The sequence below is a fragment of the Robertmurraya korlensis NBRC 107688 genome, assembly GCF_001591645.1.
Lineage (GTDB): Bacteria > Bacillota > Bacilli > Bacillales > Cytobacillaceae > Robertmurraya_A.
Map to the genome: position 1 here is coordinate 91,823 of NZ_BCVH01000011.1, position 19,969 is coordinate 111,791.

Annotated in this window: 22 protein-coding genes; 21 read left to right on the forward strand and 1 reads right to left on the reverse strand. The window is 37.8% G+C overall.

Going from position 1 to position 19,969, the window contains the following annotated elements; genetic code table 11:
* The 3 genes from rfbB to BKO01S_RS15310 all read left to right on the forward strand — a co-directional run bounded on the left by rfbB (window position 1) and on the right by BKO01S_RS15310 (window position 3,262).
* Complete coding sequence (rfbB, locus tag BKO01S_RS15300) at window positions 1-1,023, forward strand: dTDP-glucose 4,6-dehydratase (RefSeq protein ID WP_066055820.1); 1,023 nt, start codon at window positions 1-3, stop codon at window positions 1,021-1,023.
* Window positions 1,023-1,865 carry a dTDP-4-dehydrorhamnose reductase gene (gene rfbD, locus BKO01S_RS15305; RefSeq protein ID WP_066055823.1) on the forward strand — a complete coding sequence of 281 codons (843 nt, stop codon included), beginning with the start codon at window positions 1,023-1,025 and terminating at the stop codon, window positions 1,863-1,865. Before rfbB ends, rfbD begins: the two co-directional genes overlap by 1 nt.
* Before the next feature lie 302 nt (window positions 1,866-2,167).
* Window positions 2,168-3,262, forward strand: a complete 1,095-nt coding sequence (locus BKO01S_RS15310) for a glycosyltransferase family 4 protein (protein WP_232311252.1) — start codon at window positions 2,168-2,170, stop codon at window positions 3,260-3,262.
* 41 nt (window positions 3,263-3,303) lie between these two features.
* Here BKO01S_RS15310 and BKO01S_RS15315 read toward each other — a convergent pair whose 3' ends face one another.
* On the reverse strand, window positions 3,304-3,936 hold the full coding sequence (locus tag BKO01S_RS15315; RefSeq protein WP_066055829.1) for a YigZ family protein: 633 nt from the start codon (window positions 3,934-3,936) through the stop codon (window positions 3,304-3,306).
* Between the two features lie 393 nt (window positions 3,937-4,329).
* On the opposite strand from BKO01S_RS15315, the gene BKO01S_RS15320 reads away from it, so the two are divergent.
* From BKO01S_RS15320 to BKO01S_RS15400, 18 genes are all read left to right on the forward strand, one after another.
* On the forward strand, window positions 4,330-5,472 hold the full coding sequence (locus BKO01S_RS15320) for a sensor histidine kinase (protein WP_066055831.1): 1,143 nt from the start codon (window positions 4,330-4,332) through the stop codon (window positions 5,470-5,472).
* Between the two features lie 31 nt (window positions 5,473-5,503).
* Window positions 5,504-6,181 (forward strand): response regulator, encoded by a 678-nt coding sequence (locus tag BKO01S_RS15325; protein WP_066055834.1) that lies wholly within the window; start codon window positions 5,504-5,506, stop codon window positions 6,179-6,181.
* A gap of 148 nt (window positions 6,182-6,329) precedes the next feature.
* The gene (gene sda / locus BKO01S_RS25230) at window positions 6,330-6,485 is read left to right on the forward strand and encodes a sporulation histidine kinase inhibitor Sda (protein WP_084362104.1); all 156 of its coding nucleotides are present in this window, start codon (window positions 6,330-6,332) and stop codon (window positions 6,483-6,485) included.
* 99 nt (window positions 6,486-6,584) lie between these two features.
* Complete coding sequence (locus BKO01S_RS15330) at window positions 6,585-7,421, forward strand: DegV family protein (RefSeq protein WP_066055835.1); 837 nt, start codon at window positions 6,585-6,587, stop codon at window positions 7,419-7,421.
* A gap of 113 nt (window positions 7,422-7,534) precedes the next feature.
* A complete protein-coding gene (locus tag BKO01S_RS15335; RefSeq protein WP_084362105.1) occupies window positions 7,535-8,890 on the forward strand; it encodes an ATP-dependent helicase ComFA in 1,356 nt (451 codons plus the stop codon).
* Complete coding sequence (locus BKO01S_RS15340) at window positions 8,887-9,588, forward strand: ComFC family protein (protein ID WP_066055838.1); 702 nt, start codon at window positions 8,887-8,889, stop codon at window positions 9,586-9,588. The genes BKO01S_RS15335 and BKO01S_RS15340 overlap by 4 nt, the downstream gene beginning before the upstream one ends.
* Before the next feature lie 207 nt (window positions 9,589-9,795).
* Window positions 9,796-10,215 carry a TIGR03826 family flagellar region protein gene (locus tag BKO01S_RS15345; RefSeq protein ID WP_066055841.1) on the forward strand — a complete coding sequence of 140 codons (420 nt, stop codon included), beginning with the start codon at window positions 9,796-9,798 and terminating at the stop codon, window positions 10,213-10,215.
* A gap of 128 nt (window positions 10,216-10,343) precedes the next feature.
* Window positions 10,344-10,604, forward strand: a complete 261-nt coding sequence (flgM, locus tag BKO01S_RS15350) for a flagellar biosynthesis anti-sigma factor FlgM (RefSeq protein ID WP_066055844.1) — start codon at window positions 10,344-10,346, stop codon at window positions 10,602-10,604.
* Between the two features lie 16 nt (window positions 10,605-10,620).
* The gene (locus BKO01S_RS15355; RefSeq protein ID WP_066055847.1) at window positions 10,621-11,109 is read left to right on the forward strand and encodes a flagellar protein FlgN; all 489 of its coding nucleotides are present in this window, start codon (window positions 10,621-10,623) and stop codon (window positions 11,107-11,109) included.
* 17 nt (window positions 11,110-11,126) lie between these two features.
* The gene (gene flgK, locus BKO01S_RS15360) at window positions 11,127-12,677 is read left to right on the forward strand and encodes a flagellar hook-associated protein FlgK (RefSeq protein WP_066055850.1); all 1,551 of its coding nucleotides are present in this window, start codon (window positions 11,127-11,129) and stop codon (window positions 12,675-12,677) included.
* Window positions 12,678-12,688: 11 nt separating this feature from the next.
* On the forward strand, window positions 12,689-13,570 hold the full coding sequence (flgL, locus tag BKO01S_RS15365; RefSeq protein ID WP_066055853.1) for a flagellar hook-associated protein FlgL: 882 nt from the start codon (window positions 12,689-12,691) through the stop codon (window positions 13,568-13,570).
* A 75-nt stretch (window positions 13,571-13,645) separates the two neighbouring features.
* A complete protein-coding gene (locus BKO01S_RS15370; protein WP_066055855.1) occupies window positions 13,646-14,197 on the forward strand; it encodes a DUF6470 family protein in 552 nt (183 codons plus the stop codon).
* Window positions 14,198-14,222: 25 nt separating this feature from the next.
* Window positions 14,223-14,645, forward strand: coding sequence for a flagellar assembly protein FliW (gene fliW, locus BKO01S_RS15375; RefSeq protein ID WP_066055858.1), 423 nt, complete (start codon window positions 14,223-14,225; stop codon window positions 14,643-14,645).
* Between the two features lie 12 nt (window positions 14,646-14,657).
* The gene (gene csrA, locus BKO01S_RS15380; protein ID WP_066055862.1) at window positions 14,658-14,876 is read left to right on the forward strand and encodes a carbon storage regulator CsrA; all 219 of its coding nucleotides are present in this window, start codon (window positions 14,658-14,660) and stop codon (window positions 14,874-14,876) included.
* A gap of 219 nt (window positions 14,877-15,095) precedes the next feature.
* Window positions 15,096-15,920, forward strand: a complete 825-nt coding sequence (gene hag, locus BKO01S_RS15385) for a flagellin Hag (RefSeq protein ID WP_066055865.1) — start codon at window positions 15,096-15,098, stop codon at window positions 15,918-15,920.
* Between the two features lie 234 nt (window positions 15,921-16,154).
* Window positions 16,155-16,979 (forward strand): flagellin N-terminal helical domain-containing protein, encoded by an 825-nt coding sequence (locus tag BKO01S_RS15390; protein WP_066055868.1) that lies wholly within the window; start codon window positions 16,155-16,157, stop codon window positions 16,977-16,979.
* 295 nt (window positions 16,980-17,274) lie between these two features.
* Window positions 17,275-18,099 (forward strand): flagellin Hag, encoded by an 825-nt coding sequence (gene hag, locus BKO01S_RS15395; RefSeq protein ID WP_066055871.1) that lies wholly within the window; start codon window positions 17,275-17,277, stop codon window positions 18,097-18,099.
* A gap of 93 nt (window positions 18,100-18,192) precedes the next feature.
* A complete protein-coding gene (locus BKO01S_RS15400) occupies window positions 18,193-19,965 on the forward strand; it encodes a motility associated factor glycosyltransferase family protein (protein ID WP_066055874.1) in 1,773 nt (590 codons plus the stop codon).
* Window positions 19,966-19,969: the final 4 nt, after the last annotated feature.

Genomic DNA, 19,969 nt, shown 5'->3' on the forward strand with positions numbered 1-19,969 from the left:
ATGAAATTATTAGTAACTGGCGGTGCGGGCTTTATTGGAAGTAATTTTGTCCGTTACATGGTAAATAAGTATCCAGAATATACAATTGTTAACCTTGATTTATTAACATATGCAGGGAACCTAGAGAACTTAAAGGACATTGAAAATGCTCCTAACTATAAGTTTGTTCGTGGAGATATTGCAGATCGTGAATTTGTTGACGGTCTTTTTAAAGAAGAAAAGTTTGATTATGTGTTGAACTTTGCTGCAGAATCTCACGTGGACCGCAGTATTACAGATCCAGGGATTTTCGTTCAAACGAATATTCAAGGGACTTTAGCTCTTTTAGATGCTGCGAAAACTTACAAAGTGACAAAGTATCTTCAAGTGTCTACAGATGAAGTGTACGGTACGCTAGGGGAAACAGGGTACTTTACAGAGGAAACACCACTTGCGGCAAACAGCCCATACAGTGCAAGTAAAGCTGGAGCGGACATGCTTGTTCGTGCTTACAATGAAACATTTGGGTTACCTGTGAATATCACTCGTTGTTCAAATAACTATGGTCCATTCCACTTCCCTGAGAAGTTAATTCCTCTTATGATCATTAATGCTTTAAATGATAAAGAGCTGCCAATCTACGGAGATGGACTAAATATTCGTGACTGGCTACATGTAGAAGATCATTGCCAAGCGATTGACCTTGTTCTTCACAAAGGCCGTGACGGAGAAGTGTACAATGTTGGTGGTAACAATGAGCGTACAAATATCGAAATCGTTAAAACAATTCTTAAGCATTTAGGTAAGCCAGAATCATTAATGAAGTTTGTTAAGGATCGTCCTGGTCATGACCGTCGTTATGCGATTGATGCAACAAAGCTTCGTACGGAATTAGGTTGGTCTCCTAAATATAATTTTGATACAGGTATTGAACAAACGATTAAGTGGTACTTAGAAAACCAAGAGTGGTGGGAAAACATTATTTCTGGTGACTACCAAGACTACTTCAAAGCACAGTACTCTGACCGCCTAGAGGTTGAATAATGTTAGTATTAGTCACTGGTATAAATGGACAACTTGGTTATGATGTTGTAAAGGAGCTTACAGCTAAAGGGCATGAAGCTGTGGGTGTTGATCGTGCTCAACTAGATATAACAGATGAAGCAGCTGTGTCTGCTTTTGTCCAAAATCTAGAGCCACAAGCCATTATCCATTGTGCTGCTTATACTAATGTTGATGCTGCAGAAACAGACCAAGAGGGTGCCTATAAGGTAAATGCCCTAGGTACAAAATACCTTGCAGAAGCAGCTAAGCATGTGGATGCAAAAATGGTGTATGTAAGCACGGATTATGTATTTGACGGTAATGGAACAGAGCCGTATGAAGTTGATCATCCAACGAGCCCGCTGGGCGTTTATGGGGAAACAAAGCTAGCTGGAGAGAAAATCCTACAAGATACATTGGACAAGTGCTTTATCGTAAGAACTGCATGGGTATATGGAATTAATGGTAATAACTTTGTCAAAACCATGCTAAAGCTAGCGCAGGATCGTAGCGAATTAGGTGTAGTATACGATCAAGTTGGTTCTCCTACTTATACGGTCGATTTAGCTGGATTTTTGGTAGAGTTAGTAGACTCAGATAAGTTTGGAATATATCATGCTTCAAATGAAGGTGTATGCTCTTGGCATGAATTTGCGGTAGAGATTTTTAACCAAGCTGGATTGGATATAAAGGTTAATGCTTTAACGTCAGAAGAGTTTCCACGTCCTGCAGCAAGACCGAAATATTCAGTTTTAAGTAAAAAGAAAATAGTCAATCAAGGCTTCACTCCTATGCGTGATTGGAAGGAAGCTCTTAAGGATTACCTTAAAGAATTGTCATAAAAACAAGCCTGTAGAGTATATTTGTCTCTGCAGGCTATTTTGATTATCTGAAAAGTAGAACTTTTATGTATGGAGAAACTTTTTTTATAATTGAACGTCAAATTAATTGTATTAAATATATTACGGTTTTATTAAAAATAAAAAGGGTAATAAAATATTATTCCAATTCGATTGGGCTGTATGATATAATTCACAAGGAATTATTATTTCCACAATTTACTCTGAATATTAGACAATAAAGAAAAAAAATCTACATTTTTTTTCACTAAATAGATAATGATAAAAATATGGAGGGGCATACTGTGTATTTGACTCTAATCATATGTTTCTTAGCAGCAATACTTTTCACGCCGGTTGTCAAAAAGCTTGCCTTTTTAATTGGTGCAACAGATCAACCTAATCAAAGAAAAGTTCATCAAAAAATCATGCCTCGCCTAGGTGGTTTGGCAATTTATATTAGTTTTCTCATTGGGGTATTTATTCTTGACCCTAGTGATTTCTACCTCATCTCAGTCTTAAATCTAGATGGAAGTATTCATCTACCTATTCTACTTGGAAGTTTGATTATCATTTTGACTGGTGCTTTTGATGATGTGAAGGAAATTTCACCAAGAGTAAAGCTTTTAGGTCAAATTGCAGCAGCATTGGTAGTAGTAGTGGTAGGTGATTTACGGGTCGATTTTATTAACTTACCATTTGGTGGACAGTTAGACTTTGGATATCTTAGCATTCCTATTACAATGGCTTGGATCATAGGGATTACTAACGCCATTAATTTGATTGATGGATTAGATGGACTTGCAGCTGGAGTTTCAACTATAGCTTTATTCACTATTGCTGGGATGGCTTATTTTATGGGAAATCCATATGTTATGGTAATGGCTCTAATCTTAGCAGTATCAACACTTGGGTTCTTGCTGTATAATTTTCATCCAGCAAAAATCTTCATGGGAGATACAGGAGCTCTATTCTTAGGGTTTATGATCTCAGTTCTATCTCTACTAGGATTCAAAGGAGTTACATTCGTCTCCTTAATCATCCCTGTCATAATCCTAGGAGTACCAATTTCGGACACGCTCTTTGCAATAGTTAGACGTTTAGTCAACAAGCAGCCATTGTCTGCACCAGATAAGTCTCATCTACACCATTGTCTGTTGAAGCTTGGTTATACCCATAGACAAACTGTATTGCTTATTTATGCAATGAGCGCAGTATTCGGGTTAGCAGCCTTTATCTTTTCACAGGCAACGCTCTGGGGATCGACTGTTATTCTGTTAGCGATTCTCGTTGCAATAGAGTTATTTGTAGAGAAGATTGGTCTAGTGGGAGAAGGATATCGTCCTCTCTTGAATTTCTTAAATGGACTTAGACCACTAAATGAAAAGAATAAAGCATAAATAAATGACCTCAGGTGACTTTTCCTGAGGTCATTCTAATTTTAAACAAGTGTCTCTTGATAAAGTGTTTCCCCTGTAGAAATTTTACCCTGTCCATTTGTCATTTCTACCATCCAGTCGGAGAATATCTCTACCTGTCCTTCTTCCACAAATACTTCAAACTCTACCGCGTCAAGATAGTGTATTTCTTGTATCTCATAAACAGAAGCTCGAAGTTCGTTTTCAAGTTTCCCTAGCCAAGTATAATCAACTTTTACGTGAACAACTTTCATCAGTTTTCGTTCAACAATCCCTGTGGCATTTAAGCCCTCTGACGTCGATTTGCCGTATGCCCGGATGAGACCGCCTGCGCCTAGTTTTATCCCACCAAAATAACGTGTTATAACGACTACTGTATCTTTCAGCTTTCTTTTCTTTAATACCTCGAGAATAGGAACACCAGCTGTTCCACTTGGTTCGCCATCATCATTTGCCTTTTGGATCAAATCATGTTCACCAATTAAGTAAGCTGAACAGTTATGTGTTGCATTCCAATGTTTCTTTTTTATGCTCTGAATGAATTCTAGCGCTTCTTCCTCAGTTTCAGCACGGGATATATGAGCGATAAATCGAGATTTATCTATTACAATTTCATGTTCGCCATAGCCTTTTACAGTTAAATATGAGGGGAGCATTGGATGAGCTCCTTTCTATGTAAATATTTTCTATGAATAATCTCTTAGTAATAGTATAAAGCTTCTCGACAACTTTCATCAAACTTCAAACTGATTGTAAACAAACTTTAATCTATGTAATTTTTTCACATGGTATAATGATGAAGTGTATTAAATTTAGAGCGTCTGCTATTTTAGCATAATTTATTCAGGGCTCTAATAATTAAATAGTAATGGTTTTTCAAATTGTTATATAGGCTAAATTACGCGATTAGTCGAATAAATATCGTTCTTTCTAACGATTTTCTTATGTTTCGACAGTTTTTTCACCACCAAGAGATAGTATATTTTTCTAAATCGAGCTAAAATAATATCATAGCCGAAAGGGAAAATAGGACCCTTGGAGGAATTATTATGATAAAGAAAAAATTTGATATAAAGACGCTTGATTTTATCCTCGAGAAAATGATAGAGACGGTAGGGACGAGTAAGGATGAGATTTTCCGTATCGGTGAGCAGTGCCGGAAGGATTACGAATCGCTAGCTGATGAGTTAAAAGATGTGAAGCGAATGGTCATCGAAGTGATTGAGGATGGAGATAAGCTTGAAACTCAATCACGGTTTGCTCGGAAACGATTATCGGAAGTAAGCATGCATTTCAAGGACTATACGGAGGCAGAGGTTCGCGATGCTTACGAGAAAGCTCACCAGCTCCAAATGGAGTTGACGGTGAAACGTCAAACGGAAAAGCAGCTCCGTGATCGTCGCGATGATATTGAACGGCGATTACATGGTCTAACGGAAACGATTGACCGTGCCGAGCATCTTGTCTCTCAAATTTCTGTCGTAATGAACTATCTGATGAGTGATCTCAAGCAAGTGGGTGAAGTATTAGAGGATGCGAAGCAAAAGCAGGAATTTGGCTTGCGTATTATAGAGGCACAGGAAGAAGAAAGAAAACGATTGTCTCGAGAGATACATGATGGACCTGCTCAAATGATGGCGAACGTGATGATGCGTTCAGATCTTATTGAACGAGTTTTTCGTGAGCATGGGGAACAAGCGGGTATGAGTGAGATTAAGAATTTGAAAAAGATGGTCCGAAATGCATTGTATGAAGTACGTAGAATTATCTATGACCTTCGTCCAATGGCGCTTGATGACCTGGGCTTAGTGCCTACCCTCAAAAAATACCTGCAAACGATCGAAGAGTATCATAGTGACATGAAAATTGAATTTGTCAATATGGGCACTGATAAGAGGCTACCAGCCAAGTTTGAGGTTGCGTTATTTCGACTTATACAGGAATCTGTACAAAATGCCATCAAGCATGCTGCTGCGCATGAAATTAAAGTGAAATTAGAAATATCTAGAAATAGTATATCTGTAGTAGTAAGAGATGACGGCAAAGGCTTTGATATAAATGTTGACAAGCCGGAGTCGTTTGGAATATTAGGAATGAAAGAGAGAGTGGAGCTTTTACAAGGGCAGCTATCCATCGACTCTAATATCGGTCGAGGGACAATTGTTATTATACAGGTTCCGTTAGAGAGTTAATTTATTGAATAGGCTTAGGGAGGCTGAGAGAATGACTACAAAAATTGCGATTATTGATGACCACCAACTGTTTAGAGAAGGTGTCAAAAGAATATTAGATTTTGAAAAAACGTTTGAGGTGGTTGCTGAAGGGGAAGACGGTAACCAAGCAGTTTCTATTGTCGAGGAGTTTCAGCCAGATGTAATCATTATGGATATTAATATGCCTGAAGTGAATGGTGTGGAAGCCACTCGTCAGCTGATTGAGAATTTTCCAGAATCAAAAGTCATCATTCTTTCGATTCATGATGATGAAAATTACGTAACACATGCGCTGCAAACAGGTGCAAGTGGGTATCTATTGAAGGAAATGGATGCTGATGCGCTAGTTGAAGCGGTTAAGGTAGTAGCTGATGGTGGTTCTTATCTTCATCCGAAGGTAACTCATAATCTAGTAAGAGAATACCGTCGATTAGCAGGTGAAGGCGGTGGAGGTTATGTGGGAGCGACTGAAGTACGTCGTCCACTTCATTTACTAACTCGTCGTGAATGTGAAGTTCTTCAGTTGTTAACTGACGGAAAGAGTAACCGCGGAATTGGTGAAGCTTTATTTATCAGTGAAAAAACGGTTAAAAACCATGTAAGTAATATTCTTCAAAAAATGAACGTAAACGATCGTACTCAGGCGGTAGTAGAAGCCATTAAAAAGGGCTGGGTTGAGGTTCGATAAAAATATAGTGGAAAGAGGCATCTGTCGAGGATTTTCGACAGGTGTCTTTTTTTTTTTTTTTTTGTAAGCATTTCCAATTTTGACAAAGTGGTGAAAGCCATTTTCCTAGTAGGTGTTTTTGCTTATAATACTACTTAATCTAGTATAAATGGAGGTGTTTTCCATTAATACATCTTTGGGTATATTATCAGATACGGAATTGGTTACAGTTTATAGTAAGGCATTAATTTACAAGCTAGATATAAGGTTTGTTGAGTTGATTTTGCAAGAGTTGAATCGCAGGGGCTTAAAGGAGGCTAGTTGAGATTCCCTTATGTACGTGTAGGTAATGCAATTTGAATCATTTTCATATAAAATAAGCTAGAGGCATATTGTAAAGAAAAACAAAGGTGGTTACTTTTATATGAAAACGGCAGTTGTAACGGATAGTACCGCGTACATCCCGAAAGACCTGCGTGATAAGCTACATATTCATATGATTCCTTTAAGCGTAATCTTTGGTACAGAGACGTATCGAGAAGAAGTAGAGATTACAGCCTCTGAATTTTTTGAAGAGGTAAAGACTCGAGACCTTCCAACCACGTCACAGCCACCCGTTGGAGAGTTTGTCCAGCTATTCGAACAGCTCTCAAAAGACTATGATGCCGTTGTAAGCATCCATCTATCAAGCGGCATTAGTGGAACGTTTCAAGGGTCAGTATCGGCTGGAGAAATGGTAGAGAATATTGATGTGTATGCTTTTGACTCAGAGATTAGTTGTATGGTTCAAGGTTTCTATGTCCTTGAAGCAGCTGAAATGGCTCAGGCAGGAAAAGGGCCAGAGGAAATTCTCGCAAGACTTGAAGAAATGAAGAAAACGTTGTACGCATACTTTATGGTGGATGATCTATCCCATTTGCAGCGTGGAGGAAGATTATCGAGTGCGCAGGCGTTAATAGGAAGCTTGTTGCAGGTAAAGCCACTTCTTCATTTTGAAGACAAGAAAATTGTTCCGTTTGAGAAAATTCGTACACGGAAAAAAGCGATGCGTCGTATGGTAGATTTGTTAGCTGAAGCTTCGGCTGGTGAGGAATGTCGTGCAGTTATTATTCATGCGAATCGTGAGCAGGAAGCAATGCAATGGAAGGCGGAGCTTGAAGCTGAACTTCCGAATGTAGAATTTGTTATTAGTTACTTCGGACCGGTTATCGGTACACATTTAGGTGAGGGCTCAATGGGCCTTGGCTGGGTAAAGAAATAATTTTTGATTACTGAACTTATATCATTTTATTATTTGTCACCATTTCAGTGATTGCTGAAATGGTGTTTGTCATTTCGGGATGTTTTCTGAAAATTTGATTATGAGGTGAAAATTTGATTTTAGACTCTCTTCGTACTATCCTCGCTGGTAAGCAGCTTCTTCGTGAAGAAATCCCCTTTGAGTTGGTTGATTCTCCTTTTATTTCTAAAAGATCTGGAATAGAGTTTGATAAGAAAGGTCGGGCACATTGTAATCGATGTGGGAATAGTGATCCTGAGTTGTTTGCCGTGTTTCCTTGTGCTCGTTGTGGTAAAAGAGACACCTATTGCCGTGCTTGCATTATGATGGGACGGGTTAGCGAGTGTACCCCGCAGTATGGATGGATTGGAGATATGCCGGAGATTGTGGCTGCTCCCCTTAAGTGGAGTGATTCATTGTCAGCTGGCCAGCAGGTTGCTTCAGACCGGGTGGTGGAAGCAATTGTCCGTGGTGAAGAGTTGCTCGTTTGGGCTGTGTGTGGTGCTGGTAAGACTGAGCTGCTTTTTAAAGGGATTGAAGTGGCTTTAGCTACTGGCAAGCGAGTGTGTATTGCTACCCCACGTACAGATGTTGTTTTAGAATTAACCCCACGATTAAAATCGGTGTTTCCCTCAATAAAAGTGTCCTCTTTGTACGGTGGTGCAGATGACCGCCATCAGTTTTCCCCTTTAACGATTACTACTATCCACCAGTTATTACGATTTTATCAAGCGTTTGATGTCATGGTTGTTGATGAAGTGGATGCTTTTCCTTATTCTGTGGACCCTATGCTTCAGTTTGCTGTGAAGAATGCTCGAAAGGAATCTTCGAGTATGATTTATCTGACGGCAACTCCCAGTCTGAAATGGCAGAGGGAATGTCGGAAGGGGAAAAGGGAGTTTGTTACGATTCCTGCTCGATTTCATCGACGTGCATTACCTGTTCCTGAATCTGTTTGGTGTGGGAATTGGGAGAAGGTAATCAATAAAGGAAGATTACCAGCGAAATTACTTAAGTGGATTGAACAACGGTTATTAGCAGGTACCCCAATGTTAGTGTTTGTTCCAAATGTTGCGTGGATAACTAAATTATTACCTTTGTTACAGACGTTTGATGGCAGGGTTGAATCAGTGCATGCGGAGGATCCAAACCGTAAGGAGAAGGTTCTGAAGATGAGACAAGGAGAAATTCTTTTGCTAGTAACAACTACTATTCTTGAGCGGGGAGTAACATTTCCTGGTTTGGAGGTAGCGGTACTCGGTGCTGAAAATCGCATATTTACCGAGTCGGCACTTGTGCAGATTGCTGGGAGGGTCGGACGGGATATTGATTCTCCTACAGGTAATGTGACCTTTTTTCATAATGGGAAGACAGAGGCAATGTTGAAAGCACGAAAACAAATCGTTGCTATGAATATAGAAGCGAAAGAGAAGGGGCTGATTGATGAGTGAGGTGTCTTTATTGTGGAGAAAAGATTATTCCAGTGGTGAGTTGGGGAAGTTTGTTTTCAAGAGAAGAAGAAATTTTGTTATGTGAGCAATGCAAAGACCAACTTACCCTTATTGAAGGGGACTGCTGTGTTCGGTGCAGTAGACCTTTTGATGGCTTGGCAGTAGAGTATCGGAAAGGTGAGTACTGTTACGACTGTGTTCGCTGGGAGGGAGATATAGAGTGGAATGGAATCCTTGAACGAAACAGATCTCTTTATTTATATAATGACTTTCTAAAAGAGGTTATTAGTCGCTATAAGTTTCGTGGGGATTACGTTCTTGCGAGGTTTTTCTGCAAAACTCTAATTCAAGTACTTAAAGATTTTGATTACGATTTACTAGTACCAATCCCATTAAGTCAGGAACGTTTGTATGAAAGAGGTTTTAATCAAGCAGAGGCATTAATTATTGAAGCAGGACTAACATTAACACCTGCATTAAAACGTATTCATACGGAGAAACAATCAAAAAAATCTAGAGAAGAAAGGATTCACCTCTCCAATATCTTTACAATTGTTAATGAGGAAGATATTGTCGGTAAGAAAGTGATGCTAATTGACGATATATACACTACAGGCTCTACACTGATGCATGCAGGTAAACTCTTGAAACAACATGGAACTTTATCCGTGTCGTCTTTTACTATAGCAAGAGGTTAGTGACAAGATACAACAAAATGCAACAGACTCAAATTTTCAATCAAACGTTTGATTGAAATAACCCCACTCTTAGAGCCCCAAGACTTATCATTGCTTCAATCAAACGACCGATTGAATACATTTACTTCCAAATAATTTTCATATCCTTACACAATTCGACAAGCTATAATGAGTCTATCGACATATCTAATAAAAGGAGACTTAGTAATGGCTCAAATAGAAACTTGCCCAAGTTGTGGGGATATATATGTTAAGAATCAATTTCGTGACGTTTGTCAGAATTGCTGGAAGGAAGAAGAACAAGCATACGATCAAGTATCACAATACATGAGAAAACGTGAAAATAGAGCAGCAACTATGTTACAAGTTGTAGAAGCTGTAGGAATTGAGGAAGAACTTTTGTTAAAGTTTATCCGTACAGGTCGACTCAAAGTTACGCAATTTCCTAATCTAGGTTACCCATGTGACAAATGTGGGACTATTATCCGTGCAGGGAAACTATGCGAGCCTTGTGCACTAGAAATAAAAAAGGATTTAGTGAAACACGAACAAAGCGAGGCTTTTAAAGAGGAATTACGCAAAAGAGAAAAACAAGCCACATACTTTACATCAAATAAGTCAAAATGATAATAGGAATAACTACCTATATATTTTAGTTATTTAGATACATTTTTGATAAAAATGTTAAATAAACCTCCTTTCTATCCGATAATACTAGTAGAAGTTGGAACGGACTTTGAAGGAGATGGATATATATGAAAATTAACAACCTTGGACCAACAGGAATTAATCCATATAAAAAAGCAATTAACAAACTTGATAAAGTCAGCAACACAACTACTGCAAAAGCAGATAAGGTAGAGATTTCTTCAGTTGCAAAAGAAATGCAAATGAACCAGATTGATGCTGCTCGTCAAAAGAAAGTGGAAGAATTAAAGCAAAGCGTCCAAAATGGAACATACAAGGCGGATGCAAAAGCAACTGCTTCAAGTATCATCAACTATTTTAAAATATAAGAGAGGAGGGGCATAGATGTCTGCTGAACAATTAGTTACAGTAATGGAAAGGCTACTCGATTTGCACAAAGAATTGCTCGACAAAGCTTTCCAAAAAACAACCATTATTGAAAAAGGGGACATCGATGCCCTAAACACTCTCATTAAAGATGAACAGAAATTAGTAATAAATATTAATAAATTCGAACAAGTAAGACAGCAGTTTGTGAGAAATTTTCTCACTCCTTTTCATGTGGAGGGAGAGAACTTTACAATTTCTACTTGTTTAACATATATAGATGATTTAAATAAGGACAAGCTTGCTGATTTACGCGACGAGCTACTAGAAGTGGCGCAAAAACTTCAAAAGCAAAACGAGTTAAACTCGGATCTCGTTAAACAGTCACTTCAATTCGTTCAAATGTCCTTAGACATGTTTTACCCAAAAACACCTGAATTCAATTATGGGCCACCAAAGCAGACCGGAACGTCCACATCGAATTCGCTATTTAACAGAAAAGCCTAACAGTTGGAGGGACAAAGATGCGATCAACATTTATGGGATTAGAAACAGCCCGAAGAGGGATGTTCACACAACAAGGTGCCCTTCATACAACTGGGCATAATATTGCAAATGCTAGCACGCCAGGATATACAAGACAACGTGTGAATTTTACACAGACCGAACCTTATCCAGGTGCGGGTCTTAATATGCCGCAGCTACCAGGTCAAGTTGGGACCGGTGTGGCTGCAGGTTCTGTACAGCGTGTTCGAGAAAGTTTTCTGGATGTACAATATCGAGGTGAAAATAATAAACTAGGATACTGGGAAACTCGTGCGGAGTCGTATACAAAGATGGAAGAAATCATGAATGAACCATCTGACAGTGGACTATCAGCGACAATGGATCAATTCTGGCAATCTTTGCAGGACTTAGCGGTAAATCCGAATAACCCTGGTGCTCGGTCTGTTGTTCGACAACGTGCGGTAGCTGTAACAGAAACTTTTAACTACCTATCTAGTTCTCTAACTGGTATAAGAGCCGATTTAAAAAATGAGATTTCGATTACAGAAAAGGAGATCAATTCCTTAGCTGAACAAATTAATAATCTAAACAACCAAATAGCTGATGTAGAGCCACATGGTTTGTTACCTAATGATCTGTATGATGAGCGTGACCGATTAGTCGATCAACTATCCTCTTTGGTGAATATCAAGGTAGATTACTCGATGAGTGGAGGGAAGCCATCTACCCTTGCAGAGGGGAAAGCGAACATTACTATTTTAGACGCTAAAGGGAGTTCTTTAGGTCAGTTAGTAAATGGAACAGGATTTAATAAGCTTACTGTGGCTTTTGATGGTAGTGATGAATCAGTTAAAACGGTTACCGTTGGTGCAACTCAAGTAGATTTTCAAAAGTTTACTTCAAGCGGAAAGTTAAAAGCTTTAGTGGAGTCGTATGGATATGAGAAAAGCCCGGGAGAAGTAGCGGGAGTATATCCGGAAATGTTGTCAGAGCTTGATAATATGGCATATATGTTTGCGTATCAATTTAATCTACAGCATCAGGCAGGGGCTACACCTAATCAAATGAACGGAACATCAACAGCTCCTACACCTGAATTTTTCTCTGACGTAAAAAATGGATCAGTTGATATTGTTAATAAAAATGGGATTTCGGGACGTTTAACGATTTCAGCGGAAATTGGAGCTAGTTTGGATAACATTGCAACATCGAGTGGTGCAAACCCAACGATGGGAGATGCTTCAAATATTAAAGCACTTGCCGATTTAATTAATAAACCGTTTAAATATGGAAACGATACAGATTCAAGCTTCCGTAACTACTATGAAGTTTTAGTGGGTGGGATGGCTGTTGAATCGCAGGAAGCAGAACGTTTATCTTCTAATAGTGGAACACTACGTCAAGCAGTTGAAGAAAGACGAATGTCTGTAAGTGCAGTTTCAATTGACGAAGAAATGACAAACATGATTCAATTTCAACATGCATATAACGCATCAGCTCGAATGATATCATTACAGGATGAATTATTAGACAAAATTATTAACGGTATGGGAACCGGAGGAAGATAGGTGAATGAACAGTGCGTGTAACTCAAGGAATGTTAGCATCAAACTCTCTTAAAAACTTAAGTAATAGCTATAAACAGATGGGGAAATACCAGGATCAGCTTGCTACCGGAAAGAAAATCACTAAGCCTTCAGATGATCCAGTAGTTGCGATGAAAGGGATGTTCTATCGTTCGAACCTTACCGAAGTAGAACAGTATAAGAGGAATCTCTCTGAAGCTTATCTATGGATGGAGAATTCTGAAGCTGGGGTAGAGCAAGTGAATCAAGGGTTACAACGTGTACGTGAGCTTACGGTTCAGGGGTTAAACGGAACTCTTTCTGAATCTGATAAATCTGCTATATCACAAGAGATTGATCAAATTAAGAAAGATATTATGACGGTTGCCAATACTCAGGTTGCTGGGAGATATATTTTTAATGGTACTAATACCACTGTTGCTCCTGTTAGTGATGGAGGGAGTGGAGCACCCCAAGCAGCGTTTAACACTAATAACTATAATGTAGAAGTTTCCCGAGGTGTTTCATTAAAGTCAAATATTAATCCTGAGAATGTCTTTAGTCAGGACCTGTTTAACACATTACAGAGCATTCAGGAGTCATTAGGTGGTAATACAAATATAGATCTTAGTGGACTACTGGGGAAAATTGACAAACATACGGATACACTTTCTGCTGAACGTTCAGAGTTAGGAGCTCGGTATAATCGGTTAGAGATGATAGAGTCTAGAATTGACCAACAAGAGGTAATTGCTACAAGAGTTCTATCTGATAATGAAGATGCGGATATAGAACGTGTTATTACTGATTTGACAACACAGGAAAGTATTCACCGAGCCGCGCTGAGTGTAGGGGCGAGAATTATTCAACCAACCCTTATGGACTTCTTAAGATAAGATAAATAAAATATTATTAAAATAGGGGTGGCCTGCAAAATGTAGGTACCCTATTTTTATAGGAGGTAGAAATATATGAATGTCCCGCAAATACGATTGAGTTCATTGCCTGCTAAAATACAAATTGATACTCAACAAGGAGCAGTGTCCATTGAACAGCCGAAAGGTACTTTAGAAATAGAGCAACCGAAGGCAGATATGAATATTACAAGAATTCCGGGGAAACTAACAATAGACCAAACGCAAGCTAGGGCAGATGTTGATATGAAATCTGTTAGAAAAAGAAATGAAGAAGCGGCACAGTTAGGGAAACAGGAACTGCTCTCGGGTATAGCTAAGAGAGTGCAAGATGGAGAAGAGTTAATGAGAATCGAAAATGGTTTTGGAGCAATAAGCTCCATTTCAAAGAGGGCTAGTGAGGGGCCAAGTAAAGAGTTTGGACTAGGATTCATTCCAAAGGCTGGGTCGGTAAAAGTTTCTTACGATCCTGGAAGAGTTGATGTTAAATTTGATCCTAATAAACCTAAAATTAACTATCAAGCTAATAAGCCACTTATATCCATACAACCTACAAAAGTGAATGTTAGTATTGCTCAATATGCTTCTTTAGAGATTGATTTTGAATAATAATTTGTGAAAAAGGATGAGTTTGATGGAATTACAAACAAAGTTTCAGGGCTTAGTAGAAGTGTGTGAAAAGGACAAGATTACTTTTCAGAATGGGATTCCAGGATTTCCTGAAGAAGAAGAATTCTTTATCCTTCCGGTAGGGGATGATGAGGTGTTCCTGACAATGCAATCTGCCAAAAGTCAAGAACTAGCCTTTATCATCATTAACCCTTTTCACTATTTTCCTCAATATGATTTTGAGTTAGATCAGCAAGTGATCGAAAAATTAGAGATTGAGGCTCCAGAGGATATCCTTGTATTAAATATAATTACTATTCACGATCCTTTTGAGCAATCAACCGCCAATCTACGAGCACCGCTCATAATAAATAAGAAGAGGAATCACGGAAAGCAAGTAGTATTGAATAACGAACATTTTACTACAAGGCATAAAATTATGGGATAGAGGTGGGCAGAAATGCTAGTTCTTACAAGGAAAATGGGAGAATCAATCAAAATCGGTGAAGACATAGAAATAACAATTCTTTCGGTGAAAAATGATCATGTAAAGATTGGTATTAGTGCCCCAAAGAACATTGAGATTACTCGTAAGGAGCTTTTGGAACAAATTCGGGAAGAAAATGTGAAAGCTGCATCCACCAAGGTTGATTTGTTACATTTGTTAAACAGGAACTAATATTAGTGTTAGTAAGACGGATGGTAAGCACCACTCGGTTTTTCCATTAAATAGAATAAATATTTCAGACAAAACTATTAAACATTTCTTGTACCAACCGATATTATTATTGTAGGAGAGGGTAGGGAAACGGGAGGCCGACCTAATTTCCTTACTCCAGTTTAATATTTCAGAATGTTCACAAGGATGTGGACCTATAAATTCAAGGAGGAAATTATAATGAGAATCAATCACAATATTGCAGCTCTAAACACGTACCGTCAATTAGGTACAGCAAACGCTGGGCAAATGAAATCAATGGAGAAGTTGTCTTCTGGTCTTCGTATCAACCGTGCAGGTGACGATGCAGCAGGTCTATCAATCTCTGAAAAAATGCGTGGTCAGATTCGTGGATTAGAGCAAGCATCACGTAACTCACAAGATGGTATCTCTTTAATTCAGACAGCTGAAGGTGCTTTAAACGAAACACATGCAATTCTTCAAAGAATGAGAGAGCTTGCGGTACAAGGTTCGAACGATACAAACGTTACAGCTGACCGTGACTCAATCAAATCAGAATTAAAAGAGTTAAAGAAAGAAATCGATAGAATTTCAACTGATACTGAGTTCAATACACAAAAGTTAATCAAAGAAAACGGAACTTATGACTTCCAAGTTGGAGCAAACTCTGCACAAACAATTACTCTAAGTATTGGTGCAATGAATGCTTCTGCTTTGAATACTGGTTTAACTTCTTCAGGTATTTCTGGACTAACAGATTCTGCTGATTTCACTGCATTTATTACAAATGTTAACAGCGCAATCACAAAGGTTTCTGAAGAACGTTCAAAGCTAGGGGCTGTTCAAAACCGTCTTGAGCACACAATTGCTAATCTAGATACAAGTGCAGAGAACTTAACAGCATCGGAATCACGTGTACGTGATGTAGACATGGCTAAAGAGATGATGAACCAAACGAAGAATTCAATTCTTGCACAAGCATCTCAAGCGATGTTGGCACAAGCTAACCAACAGCCACAAGGTGTATTACAGCTTTTAAGATAATTAATTTTAGGCTAAGAAGGATAACCATTAAGGTTGTCCTTCTTTTTTTTTAGTAAATGAAAAATTTTATAGTGAAAAATTTGTTTAACTATTAAAATACTGTTTTATCTTCCGATATTATAATTGTAAGCAAGAGAATAAGAGAAAAAGGACTGACCTCAATTATTCTTGAGCAAACCAATCTATAAATAGTTCACAAGGATGTGAACCTATAAATTCAAGGAGGAAATTAAAATGAGAATCAATCACAATATCGCAGCTCTAAACACGTATCGCCAATTAGGTACAGCAAATGCTGGACAAATGAAATCAATGGAAAAACTATCTTCTGGCCTTCGTATTAACCGTGCTGGTGACGATGCAGCGGGTCTATCAATCTCTGAAAAAATGCGTGGTCAAATCCGAGGGTTAGAGCAAGCTTCACGTAACTCACAAGATGGTATTTCTTTAATCCAAACAGCTGAAGGTGCTTTAAACGAAACACACGCGATTCTTCAAAGAATGAGAGAACTTGCGGTACAAGGTTCGAACGATACAAACGTTACAGCTGACCGTGACTCAATCAAATCAGAATTAAAAGAATTAAAGAAAGAAATCGATAGAATCTCAACTGACACTGAGTTCAATACACAGAAACTTATTAAAACTTCAGGGTCTTATAACATCCAGGTTGGTGCAAACTCTGCACAAACAATTACTTTAAGTATTGGTGCGATGAATGCTTCTTCATTAGCGACTAACTTAACATCTGCAACTATCTCTGGATTATCTACTTCAGCTGAATTTACTGCATTTATTACTAATGTTAACAGTGCAATCACAAAGGTTTCTGCAGAGCGTTCAAAGCTAGGGGCTGTTCAAAACCGTCTTGAGCACACAATTGCTAACTTAGATACAAGTGCAGAAAACTTAACAGCATCAGAATCACGTGTACGTGACGTAGACATGGCTAAAGAGATGATGAACCAAACGAAGAATTCAATTCTTGCACAAGCATCTCAAGCAATGTTGGCACAAGCTAACCAACAGCCACAAGGTGTATTACAACTATTAAGATAATTATAATCCAGTTGAAATGGACAACCAAAAGGTTGTCCATTTTTTGTGTTTTGCCTGTTTCTATAAGTAAATAAGAACGATTCTTTAGCGTTAATTTTATATAACTAGAATCATTGAATGAATTAGTTAAATAAATTTGCAAAAAACTATTAAACATTCTATATAACCTCCGATATTATATTTGTAAGCTAGAGGGTAAGAAAACGGGCGGCCGACCTTGTTTTTATTCTCAATTAAACTTAATCATAAAGTGTTCACAAGGATGTGGACCTGAAAATTCAAGGAGGAAATTAAAATGAGAATCAATCATAATATTGCAGCTTTAAACACGTATCGTCAATTAGGTACAGCTAATGCTGGGCAAATGAAATCAATGGAGAAATTATCTTCAGGACTTCGTATCAACCGTGCTGGTGATGATGCAGCAGGTCTTTCAATCTCTGAAAAAATGCGTGGTCAGATCCGTGGGTTAGAGCAAGCATCACGTAACTCACAAGATGGTATTTCTTTAATTCAAACAGCTGAAGGTGCTTTAAACGAAACACATTCAATCCTTCAAAGAATGAGAGAACTTGCGGTACAAGGTGCCAACGATACAAACGTTACAGCTGACCGTGACTCAATCAAATCAGAATTACAAGAGTTAAAGAAAGAAATCGATAGAATTTCAACTGATACTGAGTTCAATACACAGAAACTTATCGAAACTTCTGGAACTTATAATTTCCAAGTGGGTGCTAACTCTTCACAAACAATTACTTTGAGTATTGGTTCAATGAATGCATCTTCATTAGCAACTAGCTTAACTGCTGGAGCTATCACAGCTTTAGCAAGTTCAGCTGATTTCACTGCATTTATTACAACAGTTAACAGTGCAATCACAAAGGTTTCTGAAGAGCGTTCAAAGCTAGGTGCTGTTCAAAACCGTCTTGAGCACACAATTGCTAACCTAGATACAAGTGCAGAAAACTTAACAGCATCAGAATCACGTGTTCGTGACGTAGACATGGCTAAAGAGATGATGAACCAAACGAAGAACTCAATTCTTGCACAGGCATCTCAAGCAATGTTGGCACAAGCTAACCAACAGCCACAAGGTGTACTACAACTTTTAAGATAATTAAATTTAAATTAAGATGGGCAACCTATATATGGTTGTCCTTCTTAATTATAAAATACTTGTAGTGTGCATGGCTTAGGGAGGGAATATCGCTTGGAAAATTTATATGTAATTAAAGGAGAACGGTTGGAGTTAAACGAAGATATTTCAATTCTTGAAAGTAAAAGTGGCTTGCCTATTGTTAAGAAGAATGGATTTTATCTAAATAGCAGATATGATCCATTGAAGGAATCGAAGCAGATAGCTGAGCGTGAATATAAAAAAAATTATTCACACATTCTATTTGGTCTTCCTTATTCTTATTTAGCGAATGAATTAGTAAATAAGATGGGAAGTAATGATTTCCTTCTCATTATAGAACCCAGTTTAAAGCTATTTGAGCTTGTTAAAGGTAGTGAGCTTTTTAAGTCGCTTATTAACCATCCACAAGTCTTTTTTATAGTTGGATATCACCCCAATAAGATTGAAGAGGAAGTTAGATATCTTGTTAATAAAAGGAATATTGGACAATTAGAATTCATTACTTCACCGAATTATGAAAAGGTGTATCCAACGATTATTGCTCATTTTAAAGAAATAATATTAAAAAATGCTAGGCTATCACTAGTTAACGTAGCAACCATGATGAAATTTGGGAAAGTGTGGCAGGATAACTTATTGAACAATATTTCAAACTCATGGAAGTCTACTACAATTAATAAATTTGTTAATAAACTTCAATGCCCTGTAATTATTGCGGCATCAGGACCTTCTTTAAATAAACAGTTATCTAGTTTAAAAAAGATTAAAGAGAACAAAACAGCACTTATTTTGGCAGCTGGTTCCACAATTAACCCTTTATTGAATGCAGGGATAAGGCCGGATATCGTCGTCTCTATTGATGGAGATATGGCCAACTGGAGACACTTTGAAAAATTAGACTATGATGATATTGCACTTTTTTATAGCGTAAACGTTCATAAAAACATTCCTAAGCACCATAACGGATTAAATGTAATTTTTAATTCTCAAGATAGAGAATTATCAGGTTGGGTAAATAAAGTAATAGGTGAAGAGGTTGAGTTTGTCTATGGTGGTGCCTCGGTTGCAACTTTTTCTCTTTACGTGGCCAAATTAATCTCTTCCGGTCCAATCTGTCTCATTGGTCAAGATTTAGCATATACAAACAATCTAAGTCATGCCAGTGGGAATAGTAATCAAAAGAAGGTTATTCAAGAGGAGAATATAGCTAACAAGAATTACCTTGAGGTTGAAGGATACTATGGAGATACTGTACTAACTGACTATGGATTTTTAAGTATGAAAAAAGTATTTGAGGATATGTTTCATCAATTTAGTCTAGAAGGTGATAAAAGACCTTATTATAACTGCACAGAAGGTGGAGTGAATATTAAAGGGGTTACTAATTTACCTTTTACTGACTTTATCGATAGATATTGTGGTACGAGTTATAGAAGTGAATTCGTAAAGGTTCTTGAAATCGATCCTGATCTTCTTATTTCAAAAGAAAATGTAGAAATGGCATTAATTAAGGAAAAGGATAACCTCATTGAATTAAGAAAGTATGTGAAAAAGGCAATTGAAATGATTGATGGAGTGTCTATGGAATCAGAGTACATGGATAGCAAGGTTTTAAAAAAGCTAGATAGCTTAGATGAGAAAATCAACACTTATTCGAAGGATAACATTATTTATTATTTAATAATGCCACTCAGCTTCCGTATTAATCATATGTATCAGGAGCCTGAGACTGAAACGCCTCTAGAAATGAAGAGAAGGATCATTAAAAAGTCTAGTTCTTTATACAATGGAATATTGGAATCTGTGGATTACACATTAGATAAATTGGAGCAAAAAGGAGAGTGAAATA

Bases quoted from the DNA above. Each gene is read 5' to 3' on its own strand.
- rfbB (WP_066055820.1), top strand. From the start codon at position 1: ATGAAATTATTAGTAACTGGCGGTGCGGGCTTTATTGGAAGTAATTTT.
- rfbD (WP_066055823.1), top strand. From the start codon at position 1,023: ATGTTAGTATTAGTCACTGGTATAAATGGACAACTTGGTTATGATGTT.
- BKO01S_RS15315 (WP_066055829.1), bottom strand. From the start codon at position 3,936: ATGCTCCCCTCATATTTAACTGTAAAAGGCTATGGCGAACATGAAATT.
- BKO01S_RS15320 (WP_066055831.1), top strand. From the start codon at position 4,330: ATGATAAAGAAAAAATTTGATATAAAGACGCTTGATTTTATCCTCGAG.
- BKO01S_RS15325 (WP_066055834.1), top strand. From the start codon at position 5,504: ATGACTACAAAAATTGCGATTATTGATGACCACCAACTGTTTAGAGAA.
- sda (WP_084362104.1), top strand. From the start codon at position 6,330: ATGGAGGTGTTTTCCATTAATACATCTTTGGGTATATTATCAGATACG.
- BKO01S_RS15330 (WP_066055835.1), top strand. From the start codon at position 6,585: ATGAAAACGGCAGTTGTAACGGATAGTACCGCGTACATCCCGAAAGAC.
- BKO01S_RS15345 (WP_066055841.1), top strand. From the start codon at position 9,796: ATGGCTCAAATAGAAACTTGCCCAAGTTGTGGGGATATATATGTTAAG.
- flgM (WP_066055844.1), top strand. From the start codon at position 10,344: ATGAAAATTAACAACCTTGGACCAACAGGAATTAATCCATATAAAAAA.
- BKO01S_RS15355 (WP_066055847.1), top strand. From the start codon at position 10,621: ATGTCTGCTGAACAATTAGTTACAGTAATGGAAAGGCTACTCGATTTG.
- flgK (WP_066055850.1), top strand. From the start codon at position 11,127: ATGCGATCAACATTTATGGGATTAGAAACAGCCCGAAGAGGGATGTTC.
- BKO01S_RS15370 (WP_066055855.1), top strand. From the start codon at position 13,646: ATGAATGTCCCGCAAATACGATTGAGTTCATTGCCTGCTAAAATACAA.
- fliW (WP_066055858.1), top strand. From the start codon at position 14,223: ATGGAATTACAAACAAAGTTTCAGGGCTTAGTAGAAGTGTGTGAAAAG.
- csrA (WP_066055862.1), top strand. From the start codon at position 14,658: ATGCTAGTTCTTACAAGGAAAATGGGAGAATCAATCAAAATCGGTGAA.
- hag (WP_066055865.1), top strand. From the start codon at position 15,096: ATGAGAATCAATCACAATATTGCAGCTCTAAACACGTACCGTCAATTA.
- BKO01S_RS15390 (WP_066055868.1), top strand. From the start codon at position 16,155: ATGAGAATCAATCACAATATCGCAGCTCTAAACACGTATCGCCAATTA.
- hag (WP_066055871.1), top strand. From the start codon at position 17,275: ATGAGAATCAATCATAATATTGCAGCTTTAAACACGTATCGTCAATTA.